Raw genomic sequence first — 19,596 nt, 5'->3', positions numbered from 1 at the left:
CTCCGTTGCTGTCATTACAGTAGCGGAGTGTGTCGCCGGTTTACCAACTGTACGTCATGGGCGATACAGTGCCGCGCGGCGGCGGCATGGCGGCCAAGCTGGGCGCGGCGGCCACGGGGTTGGCCGCATGGCTACAACGCCGCCAGCACCTCGTCCAGCGTGCCCAGCAGCAGATCGGCGTTGTCGCGCGAGAACGGCAGCTGCGGCCGCAGCTTGAGGATATTGCCGGCCGGGCCGGTGGCGCTGAGCAGGATCTGCCGCTGGCGCAGCGCGTTGACGATGCGCACTGTCTCTTCCTTTGCCGCCGTCTTGCGCTGGCGGTCGCTTACCAGCTCCACGCCGAGGAAGAAGCCGGCGCCGCGCACGTCGCCGATCAGCTCGTGTTTGGCGGCCAACCTGTCGAAGCCGGCCTTGAGATAGGCGCCGGTGTCGTGTGCGTTCTGCTGCAGGTTTTCGTCACGGATGATGTCCAGTACCGCGAGGCCGGCGGCGCACGACACCGGGTTGCCGCCGAAGGTATTGAAATAGCGCACCTTGCTGCCGAAGGCATCGATGATCTCTGGCCGTGCCGCCAGCCCGGCGATGGGGTGGCCGTTGCCCATCGGCTTGCCCATGGTGACGATATCCGGGGTGACGCCGTGGCGCTGGAAGCCCCAGAACTGGCTGCCGCTGCGGGCAAAGCCGGCCTGCACCTCGTCGGCGATGAACACCCCGCCGGCGGCGCGGATGGCATCCACCGCGCCGGCGAGAAAGCCTGCCGGCTCGGCAAACACGCCATCGCTGGTAAACAGCGTGTCCACCAGCAGCGCCGCCGGCCGGATGCCATGCCGCTGCAGGTCATCGATGGCCTGTTGCACATGGCGGGTGAAGCACTCTGCCACGTCCTCGTCCGGATGGCGATAGCCATCGGGCGCCGGCACGGTACGCACATGCACGCCCAGCGGCACGTTGTGGCCGAAGGCCGGCGAGCACGCCGCCACGCTGCTGGTGACGCCGTGATAGGCATGGCTGGTGACAATCACGCCGCTACCGCCGCTGTAGTTGGCCGCCAGCCGCAGCGCCAGATCGTTGGCCTCGCTGCCGGTGCAGGTGAACATCGCCTGGCCGATCGCCGCCGGCAGCGTCGCCAGCAACCGCTCGGCGTAGTCGAGGATGATGTCGTTAAGGTAACGGGTATGGGTGTTCAGCGTCGCCGCCTGCTGCGCGATGGCTGCCACCACCCGCGGGTGGCTATGCCCGACCGAGGCGACGTTATTGTAGACGTCGAGATACGGCTTGCCATCCGGGTCGTACAGCCACACGCCCTCGCCGCGCACCACGTGCAGCGGCTGCTCGTAGAACAGGCGGTAGGCCTGGCCCAGCACCTGCTGCCGGCGCCGGATCAGCGCCTGCTCTCGTGCCGGCAGGCTGCCGACGGTGGCAGGGTCGAAGGCATTGGCCATGCGTTGATCCTTGCTCATGCTTGTCCTTTCATGCCGCACACCTGCAGCAAAAATGCCTGCGCCTCGGCGCGGTCCAGCGCGCCCAGCCGTTGCAGCCCGTCCCAACTCAGGCCGTTGTTGCGCAGGATATAAGTCTGGTTGTCCGGATAGCGCGCAGCGCGCCAGCCGGTGATGGTCACCGTCATGCACAGCCGGGTGAGAATCAAGTCGTACAGCAGCAGCACTTCCTCGCGCAGCAGCGGGCAAGCCTGGTGATAGCCGGCGATCAGCTCGGCGGCGCTATCCAGCGGATTGGCATTGCCGGACAGCTGGTAGGAACAGGCCACCGCCAGCTCGTTTATCAGCGGCGCCTGCACCATGTCGCCGAAGTCGATCAGCCCGCAGGTGGTGATCTGCTCCTGCGGATCGACCAGCACGTTGTACGGGTTGAGATCGTTATGGATCACCTGCCGCCGCAGTCCGGCCAGCGCCGGCTGGATGTCGCGCACAAAATGCTGCAGAAATGCGGCCAACGTGGCGGTGCGCTCGCCTGCCGGCAGCTCCGCCAGCAGCGGTTGCAGCCGGTCGCTGTGCTGGATGTCCCACAGCAGCGCATGCCCGGCGGACGGATGGCTGAAATCGCCGAGCGCTACATCCAGCCGCCCCAGCGTATACCCCAAATGCCTGCGCTGCGCCGCACTGCGCATGATCTGGTGCAAAGGTTGGCCGTGCAGATAGCTCAGCAGCCGCAATACCCGCTGCGTGCCGTCCGGCAGGGTAATCGCCGCATACGGCTCGCCGTCCAGCCGCGGGATGACGCGCGGAATCGGCAGCGACGGGTCGCGGCTGGCGGCATGCAGCAAGGCGCGGGTCTGGAAATCGGTGACGCCGCGCGCCTCGGCCGGGTGCGTCAGCTTCAGCACATACTGCCGGCCGTCATCGCCATCGATGCGGAAGTTCTGGTCGCGTTCGCTGTTCAGCGGGCTGGCGCTGCCGCGCAGGCCATAGTGCTGCCACAGCAGCTCGCTGGCTGCCTGCAGCGAGGTGGTGCTGCCCATGGTGGAAAACAGCTGGTCGATGGTGCTGTCAGACATGCTGGCCTCCGTTGATGTGGATTTCCGCGCCGTTGATGTAAGAAGAGTGGCCGGAGCACAGGAAGTAGATCGCCTCCGCCACCTCGTGCGGGGTGCCCAGCCGCCGCAGCGGCACATCGTGTTCCACGATTTGGGCGGTGTCCGGCGACAGGATGGCGGTGTCGATCTCGCCCGGCGCAATGGCGTTGGCTCGGATGCCGTGCGGCGCGAACTCGTGCGCCAGCTCGCGGGTCAAGGCGGCCAGGCCGGCCTTGGAGGCGGCGTAGGCGACACCGGCAAACGGATGCACCCGCGAGCCGGCAATCGAGGTGACATTGACGATGCTGCCCTGCCCTTTTTTCAACTCCGGAAACAGCCCGCGCGCCAGCAGTGCAGTGGAGACCAGATTGACGTTGAGCACCCGGCCCCAGGTATCCGCATCGCTATCCAGAATCCCCAGCCGCGCGCCATCCGGCCCCTTGGGCGAAATGCCGGCATTGTTCACCAGCGCGTGCAGCTCGCCATCCGGCAGCCGGCTGCGCACCTCGGCCACCAGCGCGTCGAGGCAGGACAGCTCGGCCAGATCGGCCTGTACATGGCTGGCGCGTGCCGACGGCCAGCGGCAGTCCTCGGAAAACGGCTGCCGCGACACGGTCAGGATGTGCCAGTTGTGTTGCTGGAACAGCTTGACGGTGGCGTGGCCGATGCCACGGCTGGCCCCCGTCAGCAACATGTAGTGCTGTTTGTCCGCCATCGCACCTCCTCCTTTGCAGTTAGTTGCGGCCAGCGCCACGACGGCGCGACCGCTCGTCCGGCTGGCCGTTACACTGGCCGGCCAGTAAATTATGATGCATCATATTTGCTGTATTTTTAGCTGACAAGCCCTTGCTTTCGCGCATGGCTTGCCCTGCCGTAGCGATGCTGCGGCCAACCCTGATTCTTGATGCATCAAACATTCTTGGCGCGATGCTAGAATCGACTGCCCCCCATTCTTGCCACCAGCCATGAGCGACGCACTGGATACACTGGAACACGACAACCTCGGCAGCACCGTCTACCGCCTGCTGAGCAATGCCCTGATCGAAGGGCGGCTGAAGCCGGGCGAGCGGCTGAAAATCCGCGAGCTGGCGGCGCGGCTGGGCACCAGCGTCACCCCGGTGCGCGACGCCATCCTGCGGCTGGTGCAGGAACAGGCGCTGACCATGAAGTCGGCGCGCGACATCCGCGTACCGCACATGACGGTGGCGCGTTATCTGGAAATCCGCACCATCCGCATCCGGCTGGAAGGGTTGGCCGCAGAGATGGCGGCCCAGCGCGCCGATGCGGCGCAGATTGCGCAGCTGGAGGAACTGGTGCGCCAGAACCAGCAGGCGATTGCCGACGGCGACATCGCCCGCGGCTGCGACCTGAACCAGCGCTTCCACTTTGCGCTGGTCGACATCGCCGGCATGCCGTTCCTGCAGGGGATTTTGTTCCGCATCTGGCTACAGATGGGGCCGCTGATCGCCGAGGTCTACGCCGCCGGCGGCGACGACATGCTCGACTACCACTACCCGCTACTGGCGGCGATCCGCGCCCATGATGGCGCGGCTGCCGCCCGCGCCATCGGCGACGACCTGCTGTACGGCGGCCAGGTAATCCTGCAGCACCTGCAAAACGCCGCCGCAGCCGATGCCGCGCCGGCGGATGACGATCAACCCACTGCCTGAGCCGCCCCCATGTCCACCACCCGCCCCCATGCCTGGCTTGGCCAGCTCAAGATCCTGCTCTCCGCCATCGGCTTTGGCAGCATGGCCATCTTTGCCCACTTTGCCACCCTGGACGGCACCTCGACCCCCACGCTGCTGTTCCTGCGCTTTGCGCTGGCCGGCATGCTGCTGTTGCCGTGGTGTCTGGCCAAGCGCCTGGAGTGGCCGCGCGGCCGCTCGTTGCTGGTGCTGATGCTGATGGGCAGCGTGGGCTATGCCGGCATGGCCGCCTGCTACTTCAATGGCCTGCGCTATGCCAATGCCGGCACCATCTCGCTGCTGCTGTATCTGTTTCCGGCCATCGTGCTGGTGCTGTCCACCCTGCTCTTGAAAGAACCGTTTACCCGCCGCCGGCTGCTGGCGTTGTGCCTGGCGCTATCCGGTCTGCTGGTGACGGTCGGCATAGAGCTGCAGGCGCAACCGCTGGGGCTGCTACTGGGGCTGGCTTCCGCGCTGATCTATTCGCTGTATATCCTCGCCGGCAGCCAGCTGGTGCGCGGCGGCCATCCGCTGACCCACGCCTGCGTGGTGGTGCTGTCCGCCGCCTGCTGCTACGGCGGCTGGCTGGCCATCAACGGCTTCTCCCCGCCGCACAGCCCCGCCGGCTGGAGCGCCATCCTCGGCATCGTGCTGCTGGGCACGGTGGCGGCACTGGCGCTGTTCCTGTCCGGGCTGCAAAGCACCGGCGCCACCCAGGCCTCGCTGATTTCCACCGCCGAGCCAGTGGTGACCATCATCCTGGCGCGGTTGTTTCTGGGCGAAGCGCTGAGCCTGACACAAGTCTTGGGTGGCGCACTGATCCTGTGCGCGGTGCTGCTGATCAGCCGCGAATCGCGCCCGGAGCAGGTAGCGCTGACCGAGCTGCACGACTAGGCAACATGACATCGGCACCAAGAATAACGCCCGCATTGCGGGCGTTTTTTTGCGGCCAACTCTTACCTACACGTCGGTGCTGTCGCCCCAGCCGACGCGATTGCCGACGTGGAAAATGCGGTCGTGCGGCTCGATCTCGCCGGCACCCAGCACGCCCTGCTGCTCTACCGCGTGGTATAGCGGGGTGAAATCGGGGGCGGTGGCATCGAACAGTTGCTGGAAGCTGTCGATAACGAAGTAAGTCTTCTGGAAGGTGTCGATGCGGTAGCGGGTGCGCATGATGCGCTGCAGATCGAAGCCGACGCGGTTCGGACTGTCGCTATCCAGGCAGTACACCGACTCGGACTTGCTGGACACGATGCCGGCGCCGTAGATGCGCATGCCCTGCGGGGTGTTGATCAGGCCGAACTCCACCGTGTACCAGTACAGGCGTGCCAGCAGCGGCAGGTAGCCCAGGTTCTTGGCCTTCATGCCGCCCTTGCCGTAAGCCTGCAGGTAGTCGGCAAATACCGGATTGATCAGCAGCGGCACGTGGCCGAACAGGTCGTGGAAGACGTCCGGCTCCTGCAGGTAGTCCAGCTGGTGCGGTTCGCGCAGCCACCAGGTTACCGGAAAACGGCGATTGGCCAGGTGCTCGAAGAATACGTCATCCGGAATCAGCCCCGGCACCGCCACTATGCGCCAGCCGGTGGCGGCCTGCAGTTTTTCGTTGAGGCGGTTGAAGTCCGGCACGCGGTCGGCATCCACATCCAGTGCGGCCAACCCTTGCAGGAATTCGTCGCAGGCACGGCCCGGCAACATCTCGCTCTGGCGGCGGTACAGCGTGGCCCAGGTCTGATGATCCTCGGTGCTATAGCGCGCCAGCGGTTGCGGCAGGGTGAAATCCGCCGCGTGCGTCAGGCCCTGGTTCTTGCGCACGGTAATGTCCGGCACCGTGTAGGTATTCGTTTCCATGGCGTTGTCTCTCGAATGGGTTGGCAGTGACTGCCTATGTTTCGAGTGTAGGTGCAAGCGCATGCGCGTTGGCCGCATGATTTGAATTTGCGAACCTTTTTTTGCATACTTTCCGCACCAAAACACATTGAAATGCAGAATATGCGCGGAATCGAGCTGGATCGATACGATTACCAGATTCTGGAGGCGCTGCAGAAGGACGCGCGCGCCACCCACCAGAAGCTGGCACAGGAGGTGCCGCTGTCGGCATCGCAGATCGGCCGCCGCATCCAGCGGCTGGAGGAGTCCGGCATTATCCAGGGCTACCACATCGCCTTGCGGCCGGACCTGCTGGACCTGTCGGTGACCGCTTTTGCCAATGTCAGCCTGGAACGCCACGGCGAGGCGTCGATCCGCGAGTTTGCCGCCGCCATCAGCGATCTGCCGGAGGTGCTGGAGTGCTACGCGGTGGCCGGCGAGGCCGACTACTGGCTGCGCATCGTGGTGCAGGACCTGCCGTCGTTATCGCGCTTCGTGATGAACAAGCTGATGACGCTGTCGCTGGTGCGCAGCGTGAAATCGACGGTGGCGCTGGAGCCGATCAAGCACACCACTCGCCTGCCACTGCAACCGCCCGGGCGCTGATGCGGCCAACGTTGGCCGCCGCTTAGCCGCGCCGGCGCCACCAGTGCGGCAGCGACAGCAGCAGCAGCGCCGCGCCGATCAGCACCATGCCGCCGGCCTCGGCCTGGCTCGGCAGCTCGCCGATCATCAGCCACGCCATCAGCACCGCCACGGCCGGAATCGCCAGAATCGACAGGCTGGCCATGCCGGCGGACAGTCGCGCCAGCAGCAGCATCCAGATCAGCCAGCCGATGCCGCCGGCCAGCACGCCGGAAAACAGCAGGATGCCGCACAGCTGCCAGCTGAATGCCAGCTCGCGCTGCGGGAACAAGGGCAGCAGCAACAGCAGCGGCAAGGTGCCCCACAGCAGCTGCCAGAAGGTCAGCGTCAGCGTGTCCACGCTATGTTGCGCACGCATGCGCTTGGCGATGATGGCGGAAGCCGCCCACACCAGCCCGCCGCAGATGGCCAGCAGATCGGACAACCAGTTGCCGCCCAGCGACCACGGCTCCAGGATCGCCAGCAAGCCAGCCAGCGCCAGTGCTACCGCCAGCCACTGCAGCGGCTGCAGTTTCTCGTGCAGGAACACGCGCGCCAGGATCAGCGTCCAGAACGGCATGGTGTAGCACAGCACCGATACCTTGCCGGCACCACCGGCTACCAGCGCCAGATTGGTAAACACCAGAAAACCGGCGGTCTGGGTCAGCCCGAGCAGGAAAGTGGGCCAGGCCGGCGTGGGGGTAAAGCGGCGGCCGGTCAGGCGCATGATCAGCGCCAGGGTGGCGACCGCCAGCACGGTACGCAGCAGGCTTAGCTGGAAGGCAGTGGCATAGGCCAGCCCCAGTTTGGTCACCACCCAGTTGGTACCCCAGGAAAACCACAACACCAGCAGCATCAAGGCACTGGCGACAGGAGAAGCAGCAAAAGACATAACGCAACAGAAGGCAAAGGTTGGCCGCAGGCAATAAAAACGGGCCGGTATCGACCGGCCCGCGCTTACGCTGACGTGGAGGGCGCCAGTTTATGCCGAAAGGTTTTTCGACACAATTTCATACACGTCCTTGGACAGCCCTTCCTTGGCCAGAATGCGCTGCAGTTCGCGCGTCATCAGGTCGCGACGAAGCGGCTCCAGCTTCTGGCGGCGGTTGAACAGCGACACGATACGGCTGGCTACCTGCGGGTTGATGGCATCCAGCGCCAGTACCTGGTCAACCAGGAAGCGGTAGCCGGAGCCGTCTTCGGCATGGAAATGCAGCATGTTGCGGCCGAAGCTGCCCAGCAGTGCGCGCGCCTTGTTCGGGTTGCGCAGGGTGAACGCCGGATGCGCCATTGCCGCCTTGACGTGCTCCAGCGTGCACGGCAGCTGGCTGCTGGCCACCAGCGAGAAGAACTTGTCCATCACCAGCGCGTTGTCCTGCCAGCGTTCGGCAAACGCCAGATAGCAGTTGTCGCGCTCCTCACTATCACGATCACGCAATGCCAGCATGGCGCCCATCTGGTCGCTCATATTGTTGCTCTGCAGGCACTGCCGCTCGGCAGCCTCCAGCGGCCACGGGTCCGGCAGGCGTGCCAGCATGCCCAGCGCCAGATTTTTCAGCGCGCGGCGACCGGCATCGGCCGGCTTGTAGTCGCGGGTCTGGTTGAAGTCGTAGGCCTGGCGCAGCTCGCCGCGCAGTGCCTGTGCCAGGGTATCCAGCACGAAGTCGCGGACGGTATGGATGGCAGCCGGATCGGCCTCGTCCACCATTTCCAGGATTTCGGCCTCGGTCGGCAGGCTCAGCATCAGCGCCTTGAACGCCGGATCGGCAGCATGGTCTTCCAGCACCGCGCGGAAGGCGTCGATGAAACCTGCGGCCAACTTCAGCGGCGTGCCGGCGGCGTGATCGGCCAGCAGCTGGCGGATCAGGCGCTCGGCATAGGCCTGGCCGGCTTCCCAGCGGGCAAAGGCATCGCTGTCGTTGGCCATCAGGAAAGCCAGCTCGCTGTCACGCCAGGCAAACGACAGCTTCACCGGCGCGGAATAGCCGCGCAGCAGCGAAGCCACCGGCGCGGCGGCGACGTTGATGAAGGTGAAAGTCTGTGCCGCGGCACGCACGTCCAGCACGCGGGTAGTGCCTTTTGCCTCGCTCTCGCCCTGCAGTTGCAGCGGCAGATCGTTGCCGTCCGGGTCGATCAGGCCGACCGCGAACGGAATGTGCAGCGGCTGCTTGTCGCTCTGCCCCGGGGTGGCCGGGCTGCTTTGCTGTACATGCAGGGTGTAGCTCTGGCCTGCCGCGTCGTATTCGCCGCTGACAGTCAGCAGCGGCGTGCCGGCCTGGCTGTACCACAGCGCGAACTGCGACAGATCGACATCGTTGGCGTCGGCCATCGCGGCGCGGAAGTCGTCGCAGGTGACGGCCTGACCATCGTGACGCTTGAAGTACAGCTGCATGCCCTTCTGGAAGCCTTCTTCGCCCAGCAGGGTGTGGTACATGCGTACCACTTCGGCGCCCTTCTCGTACACCGTCATGGTGTAGAAGTTGTTCATCTCGATGTAGCTGTCGGGGCGGATCGGGTGCGCGGTCGGACCGGCGTCTTCCGGGAACTGCAGCTGGCGCAGGTTCTTCACGTCCTGGATGCGCTTCACCGCGCGGCTGTCGAGGTCGGAGCTGAATTCCTGGTCGCGGAACACGGTCAGGCCTTCCTTCAGCGACAGCTGGAACCAGTCACGGCAGGTGACGCGGTTACCGGTCCAGTTATGGAAGTACTCGTGGCCGATGATGGCCTCCACCCGCTGGAAGTCGGCGTCGGTGGAGGTATCCTGCCGTGCCAGCACGGCGGAGGTATTGAAGATGTTGAGGCCCTTGTTCTCCATCGCCCCCATGTTGAAGTCGCCCACCGCCACGATCATGTAGATGTCGAGGTCGTACTCGAGGCCGAAGCGCTCCTCGTCCCACTGCATCGAGCGCTTCACCGCGCCCATGGCGAATTCCACCTTGTCCTGGTCGGCCGGCACGGTCCAGATTTCCAGCAGCACGTTGCGGCCGCTGCGGGTGGTGTAGCTGTCACGCAGCGCCGACAGTTTGCCGGCCACCAGCGCGAACAGGTAGGACGGTTTCTTGTACGGATCGACCCATTTCACCCAGTGGCGTTTCTTGTCCAGCATGCCCTCGCCCACCTTGTTGCCGTTGGACAGCAACACTGGGTATTTGCCCTTGTCGGCAATGATGGTGGTGGTGAACTTGGCCATCACGTCCGGACGGTCCGGATAGAAGGTGATCTTGCGGAAGCCTTCCGGCTCGCACTGGGTGTAGAGGTTGCTGCCGCCGGAGGCGTACAGGCCCATCAGGCTGGTATTGGCCACCGGATCGATCTCGGTTTCCACGTCCAGAATGAAACTGTCCGGCACACAGGCAATGCTGAGGCCATCGGCGTTCAGCGTGTAACCATCCGGACCCAGCTTGTCGCCGTCCAGTGTCACGCCGGTCAATTTGGCGCTACCGTCCAGCTGCAGCACGCCCGCCGCCGTGGCGGCCGGGTTGCGACGCATGACCATGCGTGAATGCACGCGGGTCAGGTTGTCTTCGATGATGTCGAAAGTCAGGTCGACCTTGTCCACCAGATAAGCCGGCGGCTGGTAGTCACTGCGATATTTGATCTGCGGTTGTTGGCTCATCTACTTCCATCCTGCTAAGGGGTAACGGCGGGTCGTCGTTGCCCGCCTTGTTATTGTGACGCTGACGCGTCCCCGGTCATGTTCGGTTATTGCTGGCTCAGCCCTGGATCCAGCTGCCGCCGTTCTCTGCCAGCCGCAGACGGCAGGTATCTGCCGGCGTGTCCTGCAGGGTGATACGGAAACTCAGCAACTGGTCGCGGCGGAAGGCATGCAGCTTGATGCTGTCGCCACTGCGGCAGCGGCGGATCGCCTTGTCCAGGTCCGTCACCTTCAGGCCATCTACGGCAATCACCACATCGCCACCGGCGAGCCCCGCAGCCTGTGCCGCCCCGCCATCCAGCACCGCGGTCAGCTTGACGCCCAGCGCGTCGCCGGCGGTTTTCACGCCCAGGGTTGGCCGCACGGTAGCGGGCTTGATGTCGTCGACCACGCTGCCGCCATCGGCCGGGCTGTCGGCCGGCAGCAGTTTCATCTCGACTCCCTGCGTGGCCAGCAGTTCCGCCAGCGGCAACTCGCGGGTGGAGCGGATCGCCATATCGAAGAATTTGCCGAGTTTGAGGCCGGTGACTTCCTCCGCCACCCGCTCCCATTCATCCTCGGCCAGTCCCTTGCCATCGGCCAGCCATTTCTGCCACAGCGCCAGCATCACGCTGTCCAGACTCTTGCCGCCTGCAGTGTGCTTGCGGATGTGCAGGTCCAGCGCCAGTGCGGCCAGCGAACCCTTGGTGTAGTAGCTGACAATGCTGTTGGGGCTGTTCTCGTCCTGGCGGTAGTACTTGGTCCAGGCATCGAAACTGGAGTCGGCCAGCGTCTGCTTGTTGCGGCCGTTGCCGCGCGCCACGCCGGTGATGGTCTTGGCCAGCAGGCCCAGGTAACGCTTTTCGTCGATCAGGCCGCAGCGCACCAGCGCCAGGTCGTCGTAATAGGAAGTAATGCCTTCGAACGCCCACAGCAGCGTGGTGTGGCCTTCGCGGTTGAGGTCGTACGGTGTGAACGCCGCCGGTTTCATGCGCTTGACGTTCCAGGTGTGGAAATATTCGTGGCTGATCAGGCCCAGCAGCTTGAGGTAGCCATCGCTGATGCCCTCCTCGCCGGCTTGCGGCAGATCGTCGCGACTGGCCACCAGCGCGGTGGAGGCGCGGTGCTCCAGACCGCCATAGATATCGCCGCCGGCAAACAGCATGAATACATAGCGCTCGAACGGTGCCGGTTCGCCAAAGAAGCGGATCTGCCATTCGCAGATGCGCTTGGTATCGGCGGCCAACCTTTTCAGGTCGGCCTTGTATTTGCCGGACACCACGAATTCGTGCGGCACGCCGCAGGCCTTGAACGTCACGCGCTCAAACTCACCCAGCTCCACCGGGTGATCGATCAATTCGTCGTAGTTGGCCGCACGGTAATGGCCGAAACCGGATTTCTTGACGTCCAGTGCCGGCAGACTGGTCGCCACTTTCCACTTGGCCAGCGCCTTGTCCTGCGGTGGCAGGATTTCCACCGCGCACGGGTCATGCTCGAAACCATCGGCCTGCAGGAACACGCTGGTGCCGTTGTAGAAGCCGCGCTCGCCATCCAGATAGGCGCCGCGCACCGACAAGTCGAAGGCATAGACGGTGTAATGCACGGTCAGCTCACCTTTTACTGCGGCGGCCTGCCAGCTGTGCTTGTCGAGCTTGGTGAGCGCCACCGCCTTCTTGCCGCTCTCGGCACGGATGGCGACGATGTGGCGGGCAAACTCGCGGATCATGTAGCTGCCGGGAATCCACGCCGGCAACCGCAGGATCTGCCCGCTCTCGGCCGGGGTGGCCACGGTAAGCGAAACTTCGAACAGGTGCGCCTCGGGCGAGACGGGACGGATGCGATAGCTGACAGCGGTAGACATGATGACAGTCCGTTGGAAAGCGGAAGAAGCGCGAATTCTAGCACCAGCCACCCACGGCCGCGCCTGACCTTACAGCTTGATATGCGTCAATAGCAAACAGGGCGATGACAATATAATCGCCTGCATGTCAATGGCGGGAATGGGGGTGCAAATTATGCGAATCGCGCAATTTGCACCGGTCCGGGTCTCTATCGTTCTAGTGGCTGCTACCGGAATTGATTTAGAATCGCCCGTTGAATAACAGGGGATTGGCGCGTTGATTGGGCTAGTTTTATAAGGGTTACAAGGTGCGGCAACACTCCACATGCACCAGCTGTCCTAGCCGCTTTCCCCCGACTTGCCCGGCCTCATGAAGAAATGGGGATACGCACCGGAATATCAAGTCACCGGTTTTACACGTTCTAGTTCGCAACCTTGGAGAAAACCCTAATGGATACGCAATCCACTTATAACTATAAGGTGGTGCGCCAGTTCTCGATAATGACCGTGGTCTGGGGCATTGTCGGGATGCTGGTTGGCGTGATTATTGCGGCCCAGTTGGTGTGGCCGGAGCTCAATTTTGGGCCCTGGTTCCACTACGGTCGCCTGCGTCCGCTGCACACCAACGCCGTGATCTTCGCTTTCGGCGGCTCCGCACTGTTTGCCACGTCTTACTACGTGGTACAGCGTACCTGTCACGTCCGCCTGCTGTCCGACAAGCTGGCGGCCTTCACCTTCTGGGGTTGGCAACTGGTCATCGTGCTGGCCGCCGTTACCCTGCCGCTGGGCCTAACCACCGGCAAGGAGTACGCCGAGCTGGAATGGCCGATCGATATCCTGATCACCGTGGTATGGGTTGCCTACGCCATCGTGTTCTTCGGTACCCTCGCCATCCGCAAGGTCAAGCACATCTACGTGGCCAACTGGTTCTACGGTGCCTTCATCCTGGCCGTGGCCCTGCTGCACATCGTCAACAGCCTGGAAGTACCGGTCACCATGTGGAAGTCCTACTCGGTATACGCCGGTGCCGTGGATGCCATGGTGCAATGGTGGTACGGCCACAACGCCGTGGGCTTCTTCCTGACTGCCGCCTTCCTGGGCATGATGTACTACTTCGTACCGAAGCAGGCCGGCCGTCCGGTGTACTCCTACCGCCTGTCGGTAGTGCACTTCTGGGCGCTGATCTTCACTTACATGTGGGCCGGTCCGCACCATCTGCACTACACAGCCCTGCCTGACTGGACCCAGTCGCTGGGTATGGCGTTCTCGCTGGTGCTGCTGGCTCCGAGCTGGGGCGGCATGATCAACGGCATCATGACCCTGTCCGGCGCATGGCATAAGCTGCGCACCGACCCGGTGCTGAAGTTCCTGGTGGTATCGCTGTCCTTCTACGGTATGTCCACCTTCGAAGGCCCGATGATGTCCATCAAGACCGTTAACGCCCTGTCGCACTATACCGACTGGACCATTGGTCACGTGCACTCCGGCGCACTGGGCTGGGTGGCGTTCATTTCCATCGGTTCCATGTACTACCTGATTCCGCGCCTGTTCGGCCGTGATGCCATGCACAGCGTGAAGCTGATCGAAACCCACTTCTGGCTGGCTACCGTGGGCGTGGTGCTGTACATCGCCTCGCTGTGGATTGCCGGTGTGATGGAAGGTCTGATGTGGCGTGCGCTGAACCCGGATGGCACCCTGACCTACTCCTTTGCCGAAGCCGTGAAAGCGACCTACCCGTACCTGTTCGTACGCTTCCTGGGTGGTGTGCTGTTCCTGACCGGCATGCTGCTGATGGCTTACAACACTTACCGCACCGTCGTTGCCGGCCGTGCCGTTGATGCCAAGATCCCGGCCGTTGCCGTTCACGCGCACTAAGGGACCAAGGGAAACATCATGGAAAAAATCCAGAAACTGATCGAAGAAAACGTAGCGTATCTGATCGTGCTGACCCTGCTGGTAATCAGCGTGGCAATGATGGTCGAGATCCTGCCGCTGATGTTCCAGAAATCGACGACAGAACCGGTTGCCGGCGTGAAGCCGTACAACGCCCTGCAGCTGACCGGTCGCGACATCTATATCCGCGAAGGTTGCTACACCTGCCACTCGCAGATGATCCGTCCGTTCCGTGCCGAAACTGAGCGCTACGGCCACTACTCAGTTGCGGGCGAGTCGGTATACGACCACCCGTTCCAGTGGGGCTCCAAGCGTACTGGTCCGGATCTGGCACGTGTTGGCGGTCGCTACTCCGACGAATGGCACCGTGTTCACCTGACCAACCCGCGTGACGTGGTACCGGAGTCCAACATGCCGGCATTCCCGTGGCTGGCCCGTAATCTGGCTGACGCCGACGGTGTAGCCGCCAAGATGACGGCGCTGCGCAAGGTGGGTGTGCCGTACAGCGATAAGGAAATCGCCGAAGGCAAGGCCATGGTGGAAGGCAAGTCCGAACTGGATGCGCTGATCGCCTACCTGCAGGGCTTGGGCCTTGCGCTGAAGAACGCGCGCTAAGCCATGGACTGGACCAATCTGGGGCGCACCCTGTTCACGGTATTCTGTCTCATCGTGTTTGTCGTGATCGTACTGGGTGCCTTCGGTAAAAAATCCAAGAAGCGTTACGACGAAGCGGCCAACCTCTTATTCAGTGAAGACGAGGATGATCAGCCGCAAAAGCCGGACGCCTCCAACGGAGCCTAAGTAATGAGTGATTTCGTAAGTAACTTCTGGGGCGTTTATATCGCCGTCGTGGTAATCGTGGGCTTCGTAGGCCTTGCCTACCTGCTGTTCAGCCAGTCGAAAACCACGGTCAAGAAAGGCGAGCAGGTTGAGATTACCGGTCACGTCTGGGATGACGACCTGGCCGAGTACAACAACCCGCTGCCGCGCTGGTGGATGCTGATGTTCTACATCACACTGGTGTTTGGTGCTGTTTACCTGACCCTGTACCCGGGTCTGGGTACCTGGAAAGGCTTGCGTGGCTGGACTTCGGTCGGCCAGTACAAGGAAGAAAAGGCCCAGGCCGAAGCCAAGTACCAGCCGCTGTACGACAAGTTCCTGAAACAGGACGTCAAGGCAGTTGCCGCCGATCCGGAAGCCCAGGCTATGGGCAAACGCCTGTTCCAGACCTACTGCGTACAGTGCCACGGCTCTGACGCCCGCGGTGCCAAAGGCTTCCCGAACCTGACCGATAACGACTGGCTGTACGGTGGTACGCCGGAAATCATCAAGACCACCATCAGTGGTGGTCGTCAGGGTCAGATGCCGGCCTTCGGCGCGGCCTTCGGCGAGGAAAAAGTGAAAGATGCGGCCAACTACGTGATGTCGCTGTCCGGCAAGAAGCATGATGCCGACCGCGCCGCACGTGGCAAGGAAACCTTCGCTGCCATCTGTTCTGCCTGCCACGGCGCAGACGGCAAGGGTAACCAGGCAGTTGGTGCACCGAACCTGACCGACAACGTGTGGCTGTATGGCGGTACCGAAAAGACCATCATCGAAACCATCACCAACGGTCGCAACAACCAGATGCCGGCCTGGAAAGACTTCCTCGGCGATGGCAAGGTTCACCTGCTGACATCCTATGTTTACGGCCTGTCCCATAACGGTACAGCCCAGTAATTGATGCTGCTCAATACTGCCCGCGCAAGCGGGCAGTATCTTTTGCAATATTAATATATTTTTTTGTAAATCATTTTCTCATCCAGAAGTTTGTGGCAAGGCCATACAATGGCGCATGCCCTTGCCGGAAACTTCTAGCAGGAACCACCCCCATGTCAGACAAGCTCAAAGACATCGCCGTAAAAGTCGAAAACCCCAAACCCGAGACCGTTTCGCTTTACGCCGCGCAAAAGAAGATCTACCCGCGCAGCGTGAAAGGCCTGTTCGCCAACTGGCGCATCCTGTTTGTCGTGGCAACCCAGCTGTTCTACTTCGGCCTGCCCTGGCTGCAGTGGAACGATCGCCAGGCGGTGCTGTTTGATCTGGTCAATCGCAAGTTCTATCTGTTTGGCCTGACCATCCTGCCGCAGGATTTTGTCTATCTGGCCGCGCTGTTGATGATCTGCGCCTTCGGCCTGTTTGCCTGGACCACCATCGCCGGCCGGCTGTGGTGCGGCTATTCCTGTCCGCAAACGGTGTACACCGAAATCATGCTGTGGATCGAACAATGGGTGGAGGGTGACCGCAACAAACGCATGAAGCTGGACAAGGAGCCGTGGAGCCTGCGCAAGCTGCGCATCAAGGGCACCTCGCAGGCCATCATGATCGCATTCTCGCTGTGGACCGGCTTCACGCTGGTAGGTTATTTCACCCCGGTACACGATCTGATTGCCGCCCTACCTACCTTCAACTACGGCACCTGGGAAACCTTCTGGATGTTTTTCTATGCCGGCTTCACTTACCTGCTGGCCGGCCACATGCGCGATCAGGTCTGCAAGTACATGTGCCCGTATGCCCGCTTCCAGAGCGCGATGTTCGACGAAGACACGCTGATCATCTCCTACGACGAGAAACGCGGCGAACCACGCGGCGCACGCAAGAAAGGCCAGGAAGGCCAGAACCTGGGCGATTGCGTCAACTGCGGCATCTGCGTGCAGGTGTGCCCGGTCGGTATCGATATCCGTAACGGTCTGCAATATGAATGCATCGGCTGTGCCGCCTGTATCGATGCCTGTGACGAGGTGATGGTGAAAGTCGGCAGCCCCAAAGGACTGATCCGCTACACCACCGAAGCCGCGCTGGAAGGCAAGTATCCGGAAAGCCAGTTCCTGTCACGCCTGAAGCGCCCGCGCGTGGTGATGTATGTACTGGTGCTGAGCATCGTGCTGATTGCCGCCCTCACTTCACTGGCACTGCGCAAACCATTCAAGGTAGATGTGATCCGCGACCGTGCCTCGCTGGTACGCGAGACCGATGATGGCCTGCTGGAGAACAGCTACAGCATCCGCATCATGAACGTATCGGAACAAGTCCAGCACTTCCGCATCAAAGTCGATGGCATGCACGACATGAAACTGGAGACTGACCACAAGGAAATCGTGGTCAAACCCACGGAGGATGAACTGGTGGCTGTGCGCGTGCAGGTCGATCCGGAGGAGGCTACCAAAGGCAGCCACGAAATCCATTTCACGGTCGAATCGCTGGAAGACGGCAGCACCGTGCATGAAAAATCCAGTTTTATCGGTGAATAAGATGCAGAAAACAACTGGGATGCCCATTCCCTGGTACAAAAACCGCTGGCCGTGGTTCCTGATGGCAGGTCCCGCCATTGCCGTCGTTGCCGGCATCATTACGTTCCGGCTGGCGGTGGTGACCGCCGATGACATGGTGACCGACGACTACTACAAGCGCGGCAAAGACATCAACCTGGAGCTGAGCCGCGACAAGGCCGCCGTCAGCATGGGTATCAAGGCCCAGGCAATGTTCAGCGACGACCAGCAAAGTGTCCGCATCATCACCAGCAGCAAACAACCGCTGACCGGCACCCTCGAGCTGCAGCTGCTGCATCCGACCCGCAAGCAGGATGACCAGACCATTACCCTGCAGCGCCTGGGTGACAATCTGTATCAGGGCAAGATCACCCACTACACCGCCGAGCACTGGTATGTGCGGCTGCAGGACAAAGCCCGTACCTGGCGCCTGCAGGGCGAATGGCGGCCGCAAGATGGCCAGAGCGTAAGCCTGGGCAACCCGAAACTGGAGCCGGCAGAATGATGCAACGCCCCCTTCCGCGCCGCGCCCTGCTACTGGGGCTGAGTGCCTCACTGCTGGCCGCCTGCGCCAGTAATGGCCGCCCTACCCTGTCCTACCTGAACGGCAACGCCTTCTATCTGGAGAAAATCCAGTACCCCCGCGACAAGACGCTATTGCGTTTGCGGCTGCTGGATATCACCGACAGTGAAGCCGCGCCGGCCGTCCTGGCAGAACAAAGCCTGGAAAAAATCGGCACCTCGGCAGCCTATTCACTGTGCTACGACGCCAGCAGCGTCCAAGCCGGTCACCGCTATGTAGTGGACGCGCGGCTGTTTGTGGATGGCGAATTGCGCATGCAAGGTCGCGAGCTGGTTAGCGGCATGGGCATCGAGGCTGCCGGCCCGCAAGTCCGCCTGCAAATGATCGCCGCCGACTAGCTGGCGCTGTCATCAAAAAAGCCCGTGACTGCACGGGCTTTTTTATTGCCGACCACGGCGGCCAACCTGGCTATGCGACGACAGAAAAGCAGTTGGCAGACAACTCCCTCCAAGCTGCAAGGTTGGCCGCAGGATACAGGTCGCTGCCAGCGCCCTATGCTTCAGCCCTGCAACACCTTGCCGTCCCGACAATCGATCAAGCGGTCAATCGCCATGCCAGGCGGTATGCACGCGAACTCCCCAGGCGCGCTGATCAGCATCAGCCCGTGATTGACCGGACGCGGGAACCACTTGTCGTCGGTCATCACCCGGACATTATCCACGCCGAAGTAGGCCAACATCGGCAGGCTATAACTCCACACCGCGTAGCGCTGTACCCCGCTGCGGTAGGCCGGCTGGTAGCCATAGGAAGTAATGCGCTGATCGACGCCGATCTGGCGGAAAAAAGCGGTTTCACGCCGCTGCTTGTCGCTGACCAGTGCCTCAATCCTGCGTCGCTGCGCATCGCGACGTGCCACCGGATATTTGTACAACATCTGTCCGATCCGGTCGGCGGTATCCATCATGCCGCCGTGAAAAGCCACAATCGCGTACAACCCCAGCTCGCGACTCGTCGCCGCGGTAAACACATAGTTGGCACAGGATGAATTGCAGTAGCGCGGCACCGACACCTTGAGCCGGTGGCGGAACACCCACTCGCCCAATGCCAGGCCGTGCTCGAAATTACCGCCCGGGCTGGAAATAACCAGCGTATCCGGTTTGGGCTCCACTGCCTCATAGAGCTGGTACAGGCGCTGATTCGCCTGGGCAGAAAGCTCGCCAGTGTAAATCAGCGCCTGTCCCGACAATGACAGCTCCACGGTCGTAAGCGCCATCGCCACGGCCGGCAGCAGCATCGCCAACAAGGACAACAGATACTTCATTGCAGCACCCACCAACATTGACCCGATCAAATGCCGAACGATCGCCAGTTTATCGCCGCTCCACACAGCACTGCCGCACCCCCAGTCCAGTCGATCACTATAACCGCACGGGTCGACAACCTAGCCCCCAGCACAAACTCATCAGCTCCGAATGCAGTTGCCTGGGTAACCGCCATCAGCAGAGACCCTGCCATGACTCGCCACATTCCGGCACCACACCACATTCAAGATATAGCCTGCTGACGACACTACCGGCGGCAACTTGTAAGCCGGTAGCCGCTAACCGCCACATGTTGGCCGCAACATCACGTCACCGCTATTCCTGCATTACCCCCCTCTCGCCGCCAGTCAGTATCTGGTGCTTAT

18 protein-coding genes are annotated in these 19,596 nt (G+C 62.3%); 10 read left to right on the top strand and 8 right to left on the bottom strand.

The window, feature by feature from the left end:
- Positions 1–131: 131 nt before the first annotated feature.
- The 3 genes from HU218_RS13985 to HU218_RS13975 are packed head-to-tail and all read right to left on the bottom strand — an operon-like array spanning position 132 to position 3,248.
- Complete coding sequence (locus HU218_RS13985) at positions 132–1,460, bottom strand: aspartate aminotransferase family protein (RefSeq protein ID WP_174875547.1); 1,329 nt, start codon at positions 1,458–1,460, stop codon at positions 132–134.
- Positions 1,457–2,515 (bottom strand): phosphotransferase, encoded by a 1,059-nt coding sequence (locus tag HU218_RS13980; protein ID WP_174875546.1) that lies wholly within the window; start codon positions 2,513–2,515, stop codon positions 1,457–1,459. The genes HU218_RS13985 and HU218_RS13980 overlap by 4 nt, the downstream gene beginning before the upstream one ends.
- Positions 2,508–3,248: an SDR family NAD(P)-dependent oxidoreductase gene (locus tag HU218_RS13975; RefSeq protein WP_217450837.1), complete on the bottom strand. Its 741-nt coding sequence runs from the start codon at positions 3,246–3,248 to the stop codon at positions 2,508–2,510. Before HU218_RS13975 ends, HU218_RS13980 begins: the two co-directional genes overlap by 8 nt.
- A 250-nt stretch (positions 3,249–3,498) precedes the next feature.
- On the opposite strand from HU218_RS13975, the gene HU218_RS13970 reads away from it, so the two are divergent.
- Both HU218_RS13970 and HU218_RS13965 read left to right on the top strand, forming a co-directional pair.
- On the top strand, positions 3,499–4,203 hold the full coding sequence (locus HU218_RS13970; RefSeq protein WP_174875545.1) for a GntR family transcriptional regulator: 705 nt from the start codon (positions 3,499–3,501) through the stop codon (positions 4,201–4,203).
- Between the two features lie 9 nt (positions 4,204–4,212).
- Positions 4,213–5,115, top strand: a complete 903-nt coding sequence (locus tag HU218_RS13965; protein ID WP_174875544.1) for a DMT family transporter — start codon at positions 4,213–4,215, stop codon at positions 5,113–5,115.
- 66 nt (positions 5,116–5,181) lie between these two features.
- On the opposite strand, the gene phhA is transcribed toward HU218_RS13965, so the two are convergent.
- On the bottom strand, positions 5,182–6,069 hold the full coding sequence (phhA, locus tag HU218_RS13960; RefSeq protein WP_217450836.1) for a phenylalanine 4-monooxygenase: 888 nt from the start codon (positions 6,067–6,069) through the stop codon (positions 5,182–5,184).
- A 141-nt stretch (positions 6,070–6,210) separates the two neighbouring features.
- Between phhA and HU218_RS13955 the strand changes: the two genes are divergently transcribed.
- Positions 6,211–6,693, top strand: a complete 483-nt coding sequence (locus tag HU218_RS13955; RefSeq protein ID WP_246211206.1) for an Lrp/AsnC family transcriptional regulator — start codon at positions 6,211–6,213, stop codon at positions 6,691–6,693.
- A gap of 22 nt (positions 6,694–6,715) precedes the next feature.
- Here HU218_RS13955 and HU218_RS13950 read toward each other — a convergent pair whose 3' ends face one another.
- The 3 genes from HU218_RS13950 to HU218_RS13940 form a co-directional block, all read right to left on the bottom strand.
- Positions 6,716–7,603, bottom strand: a complete 888-nt coding sequence (locus tag HU218_RS13950; RefSeq protein WP_174875541.1) for a DMT family transporter — start codon at positions 7,601–7,603, stop codon at positions 6,716–6,718.
- A 90-nt stretch (positions 7,604–7,693) separates the two neighbouring features.
- Entirely contained in the window at positions 7,694–10,327 is a 2,634-nt protein-coding gene (pepN, locus tag HU218_RS13945; protein WP_174875540.1) for an aminopeptidase N, read from the bottom strand.
- A 97-nt stretch (positions 10,328–10,424) separates the two neighbouring features.
- Positions 10,425–12,206, bottom strand: coding sequence for a M61 family metallopeptidase (locus HU218_RS13940; protein WP_174875539.1), 1,782 nt, complete (start codon positions 12,204–12,206; stop codon positions 10,425–10,427).
- A gap of 429 nt (positions 12,207–12,635) precedes the next feature.
- On the opposite strand from HU218_RS13940, the gene ccoN reads away from it, so the two are divergent.
- From ccoN to HU218_RS13905, 7 genes are all read left to right on the top strand, one after another.
- The gene (gene ccoN, locus HU218_RS13935) at positions 12,636–14,060 is read left to right on the top strand and encodes a cytochrome-c oxidase, cbb3-type subunit I (protein WP_174875538.1); all 1,425 of its coding nucleotides are present in this window, start codon (positions 12,636–12,638) and stop codon (positions 14,058–14,060) included.
- Between the two features lie 18 nt (positions 14,061–14,078).
- Positions 14,079–14,693, top strand: a complete 615-nt coding sequence (gene ccoO / locus HU218_RS13930) for a cytochrome-c oxidase, cbb3-type subunit II (protein WP_174875537.1) — start codon at positions 14,079–14,081, stop codon at positions 14,691–14,693.
- 3 nt (positions 14,694–14,696) lie between these two features.
- Positions 14,697–14,879: a cbb3-type cytochrome oxidase subunit 3 gene (locus HU218_RS13925; RefSeq protein ID WP_174875536.1), complete on the top strand. Its 183-nt coding sequence runs from the start codon at positions 14,697–14,699 to the stop codon at positions 14,877–14,879.
- A gap of 3 nt (positions 14,880–14,882) precedes the next feature.
- Positions 14,883–15,797: a cytochrome-c oxidase, cbb3-type subunit III gene (gene ccoP / locus HU218_RS13920; protein WP_174875535.1), complete on the top strand. Its 915-nt coding sequence runs from the start codon at positions 14,883–14,885 to the stop codon at positions 15,795–15,797.
- A 152-nt stretch (positions 15,798–15,949) separates the two neighbouring features.
- The gene (gene ccoG, locus HU218_RS13915; RefSeq protein WP_174875534.1) at positions 15,950–17,368 is read left to right on the top strand and encodes a cytochrome c oxidase accessory protein CcoG; all 1,419 of its coding nucleotides are present in this window, start codon (positions 15,950–15,952) and stop codon (positions 17,366–17,368) included.
- 19 nt (positions 17,369–17,387) lie between these two features.
- Entirely contained in the window at positions 17,388–17,891 is a 504-nt protein-coding gene (locus tag HU218_RS13910) for a FixH family protein (RefSeq protein WP_246211198.1), read from the top strand.
- Positions 17,888–18,307, top strand: coding sequence for a YbaY family lipoprotein (locus tag HU218_RS13905; RefSeq protein ID WP_174875532.1), 420 nt, complete (start codon positions 17,888–17,890; stop codon positions 18,305–18,307). Before HU218_RS13910 ends, HU218_RS13905 begins: the two co-directional genes overlap by 4 nt.
- A 161-nt stretch (positions 18,308–18,468) precedes the next feature.
- On the opposite strand, the gene HU218_RS13900 is transcribed toward HU218_RS13905, so the two are convergent.
- The gene (locus HU218_RS13900) at positions 18,469–19,230 is read right to left on the bottom strand and encodes a hypothetical protein (RefSeq protein WP_174875531.1); all 762 of its coding nucleotides are present in this window, start codon (positions 19,228–19,230) and stop codon (positions 18,469–18,471) included.
- Positions 19,231–19,596 lie beyond the last annotated feature (366 nt).

It is taken from the genome of Vogesella oryzae, from assembly GCF_902829295.1.
Lineage (GTDB): Bacteria > Pseudomonadota > Gammaproteobacteria > Burkholderiales > Chromobacteriaceae > Vogesella > Vogesella oryzae.
The sequence above is the reverse complement of the archived record's forward strand: the minus strand, read 5'-3'. Positions and strand labels throughout refer to the sequence as shown.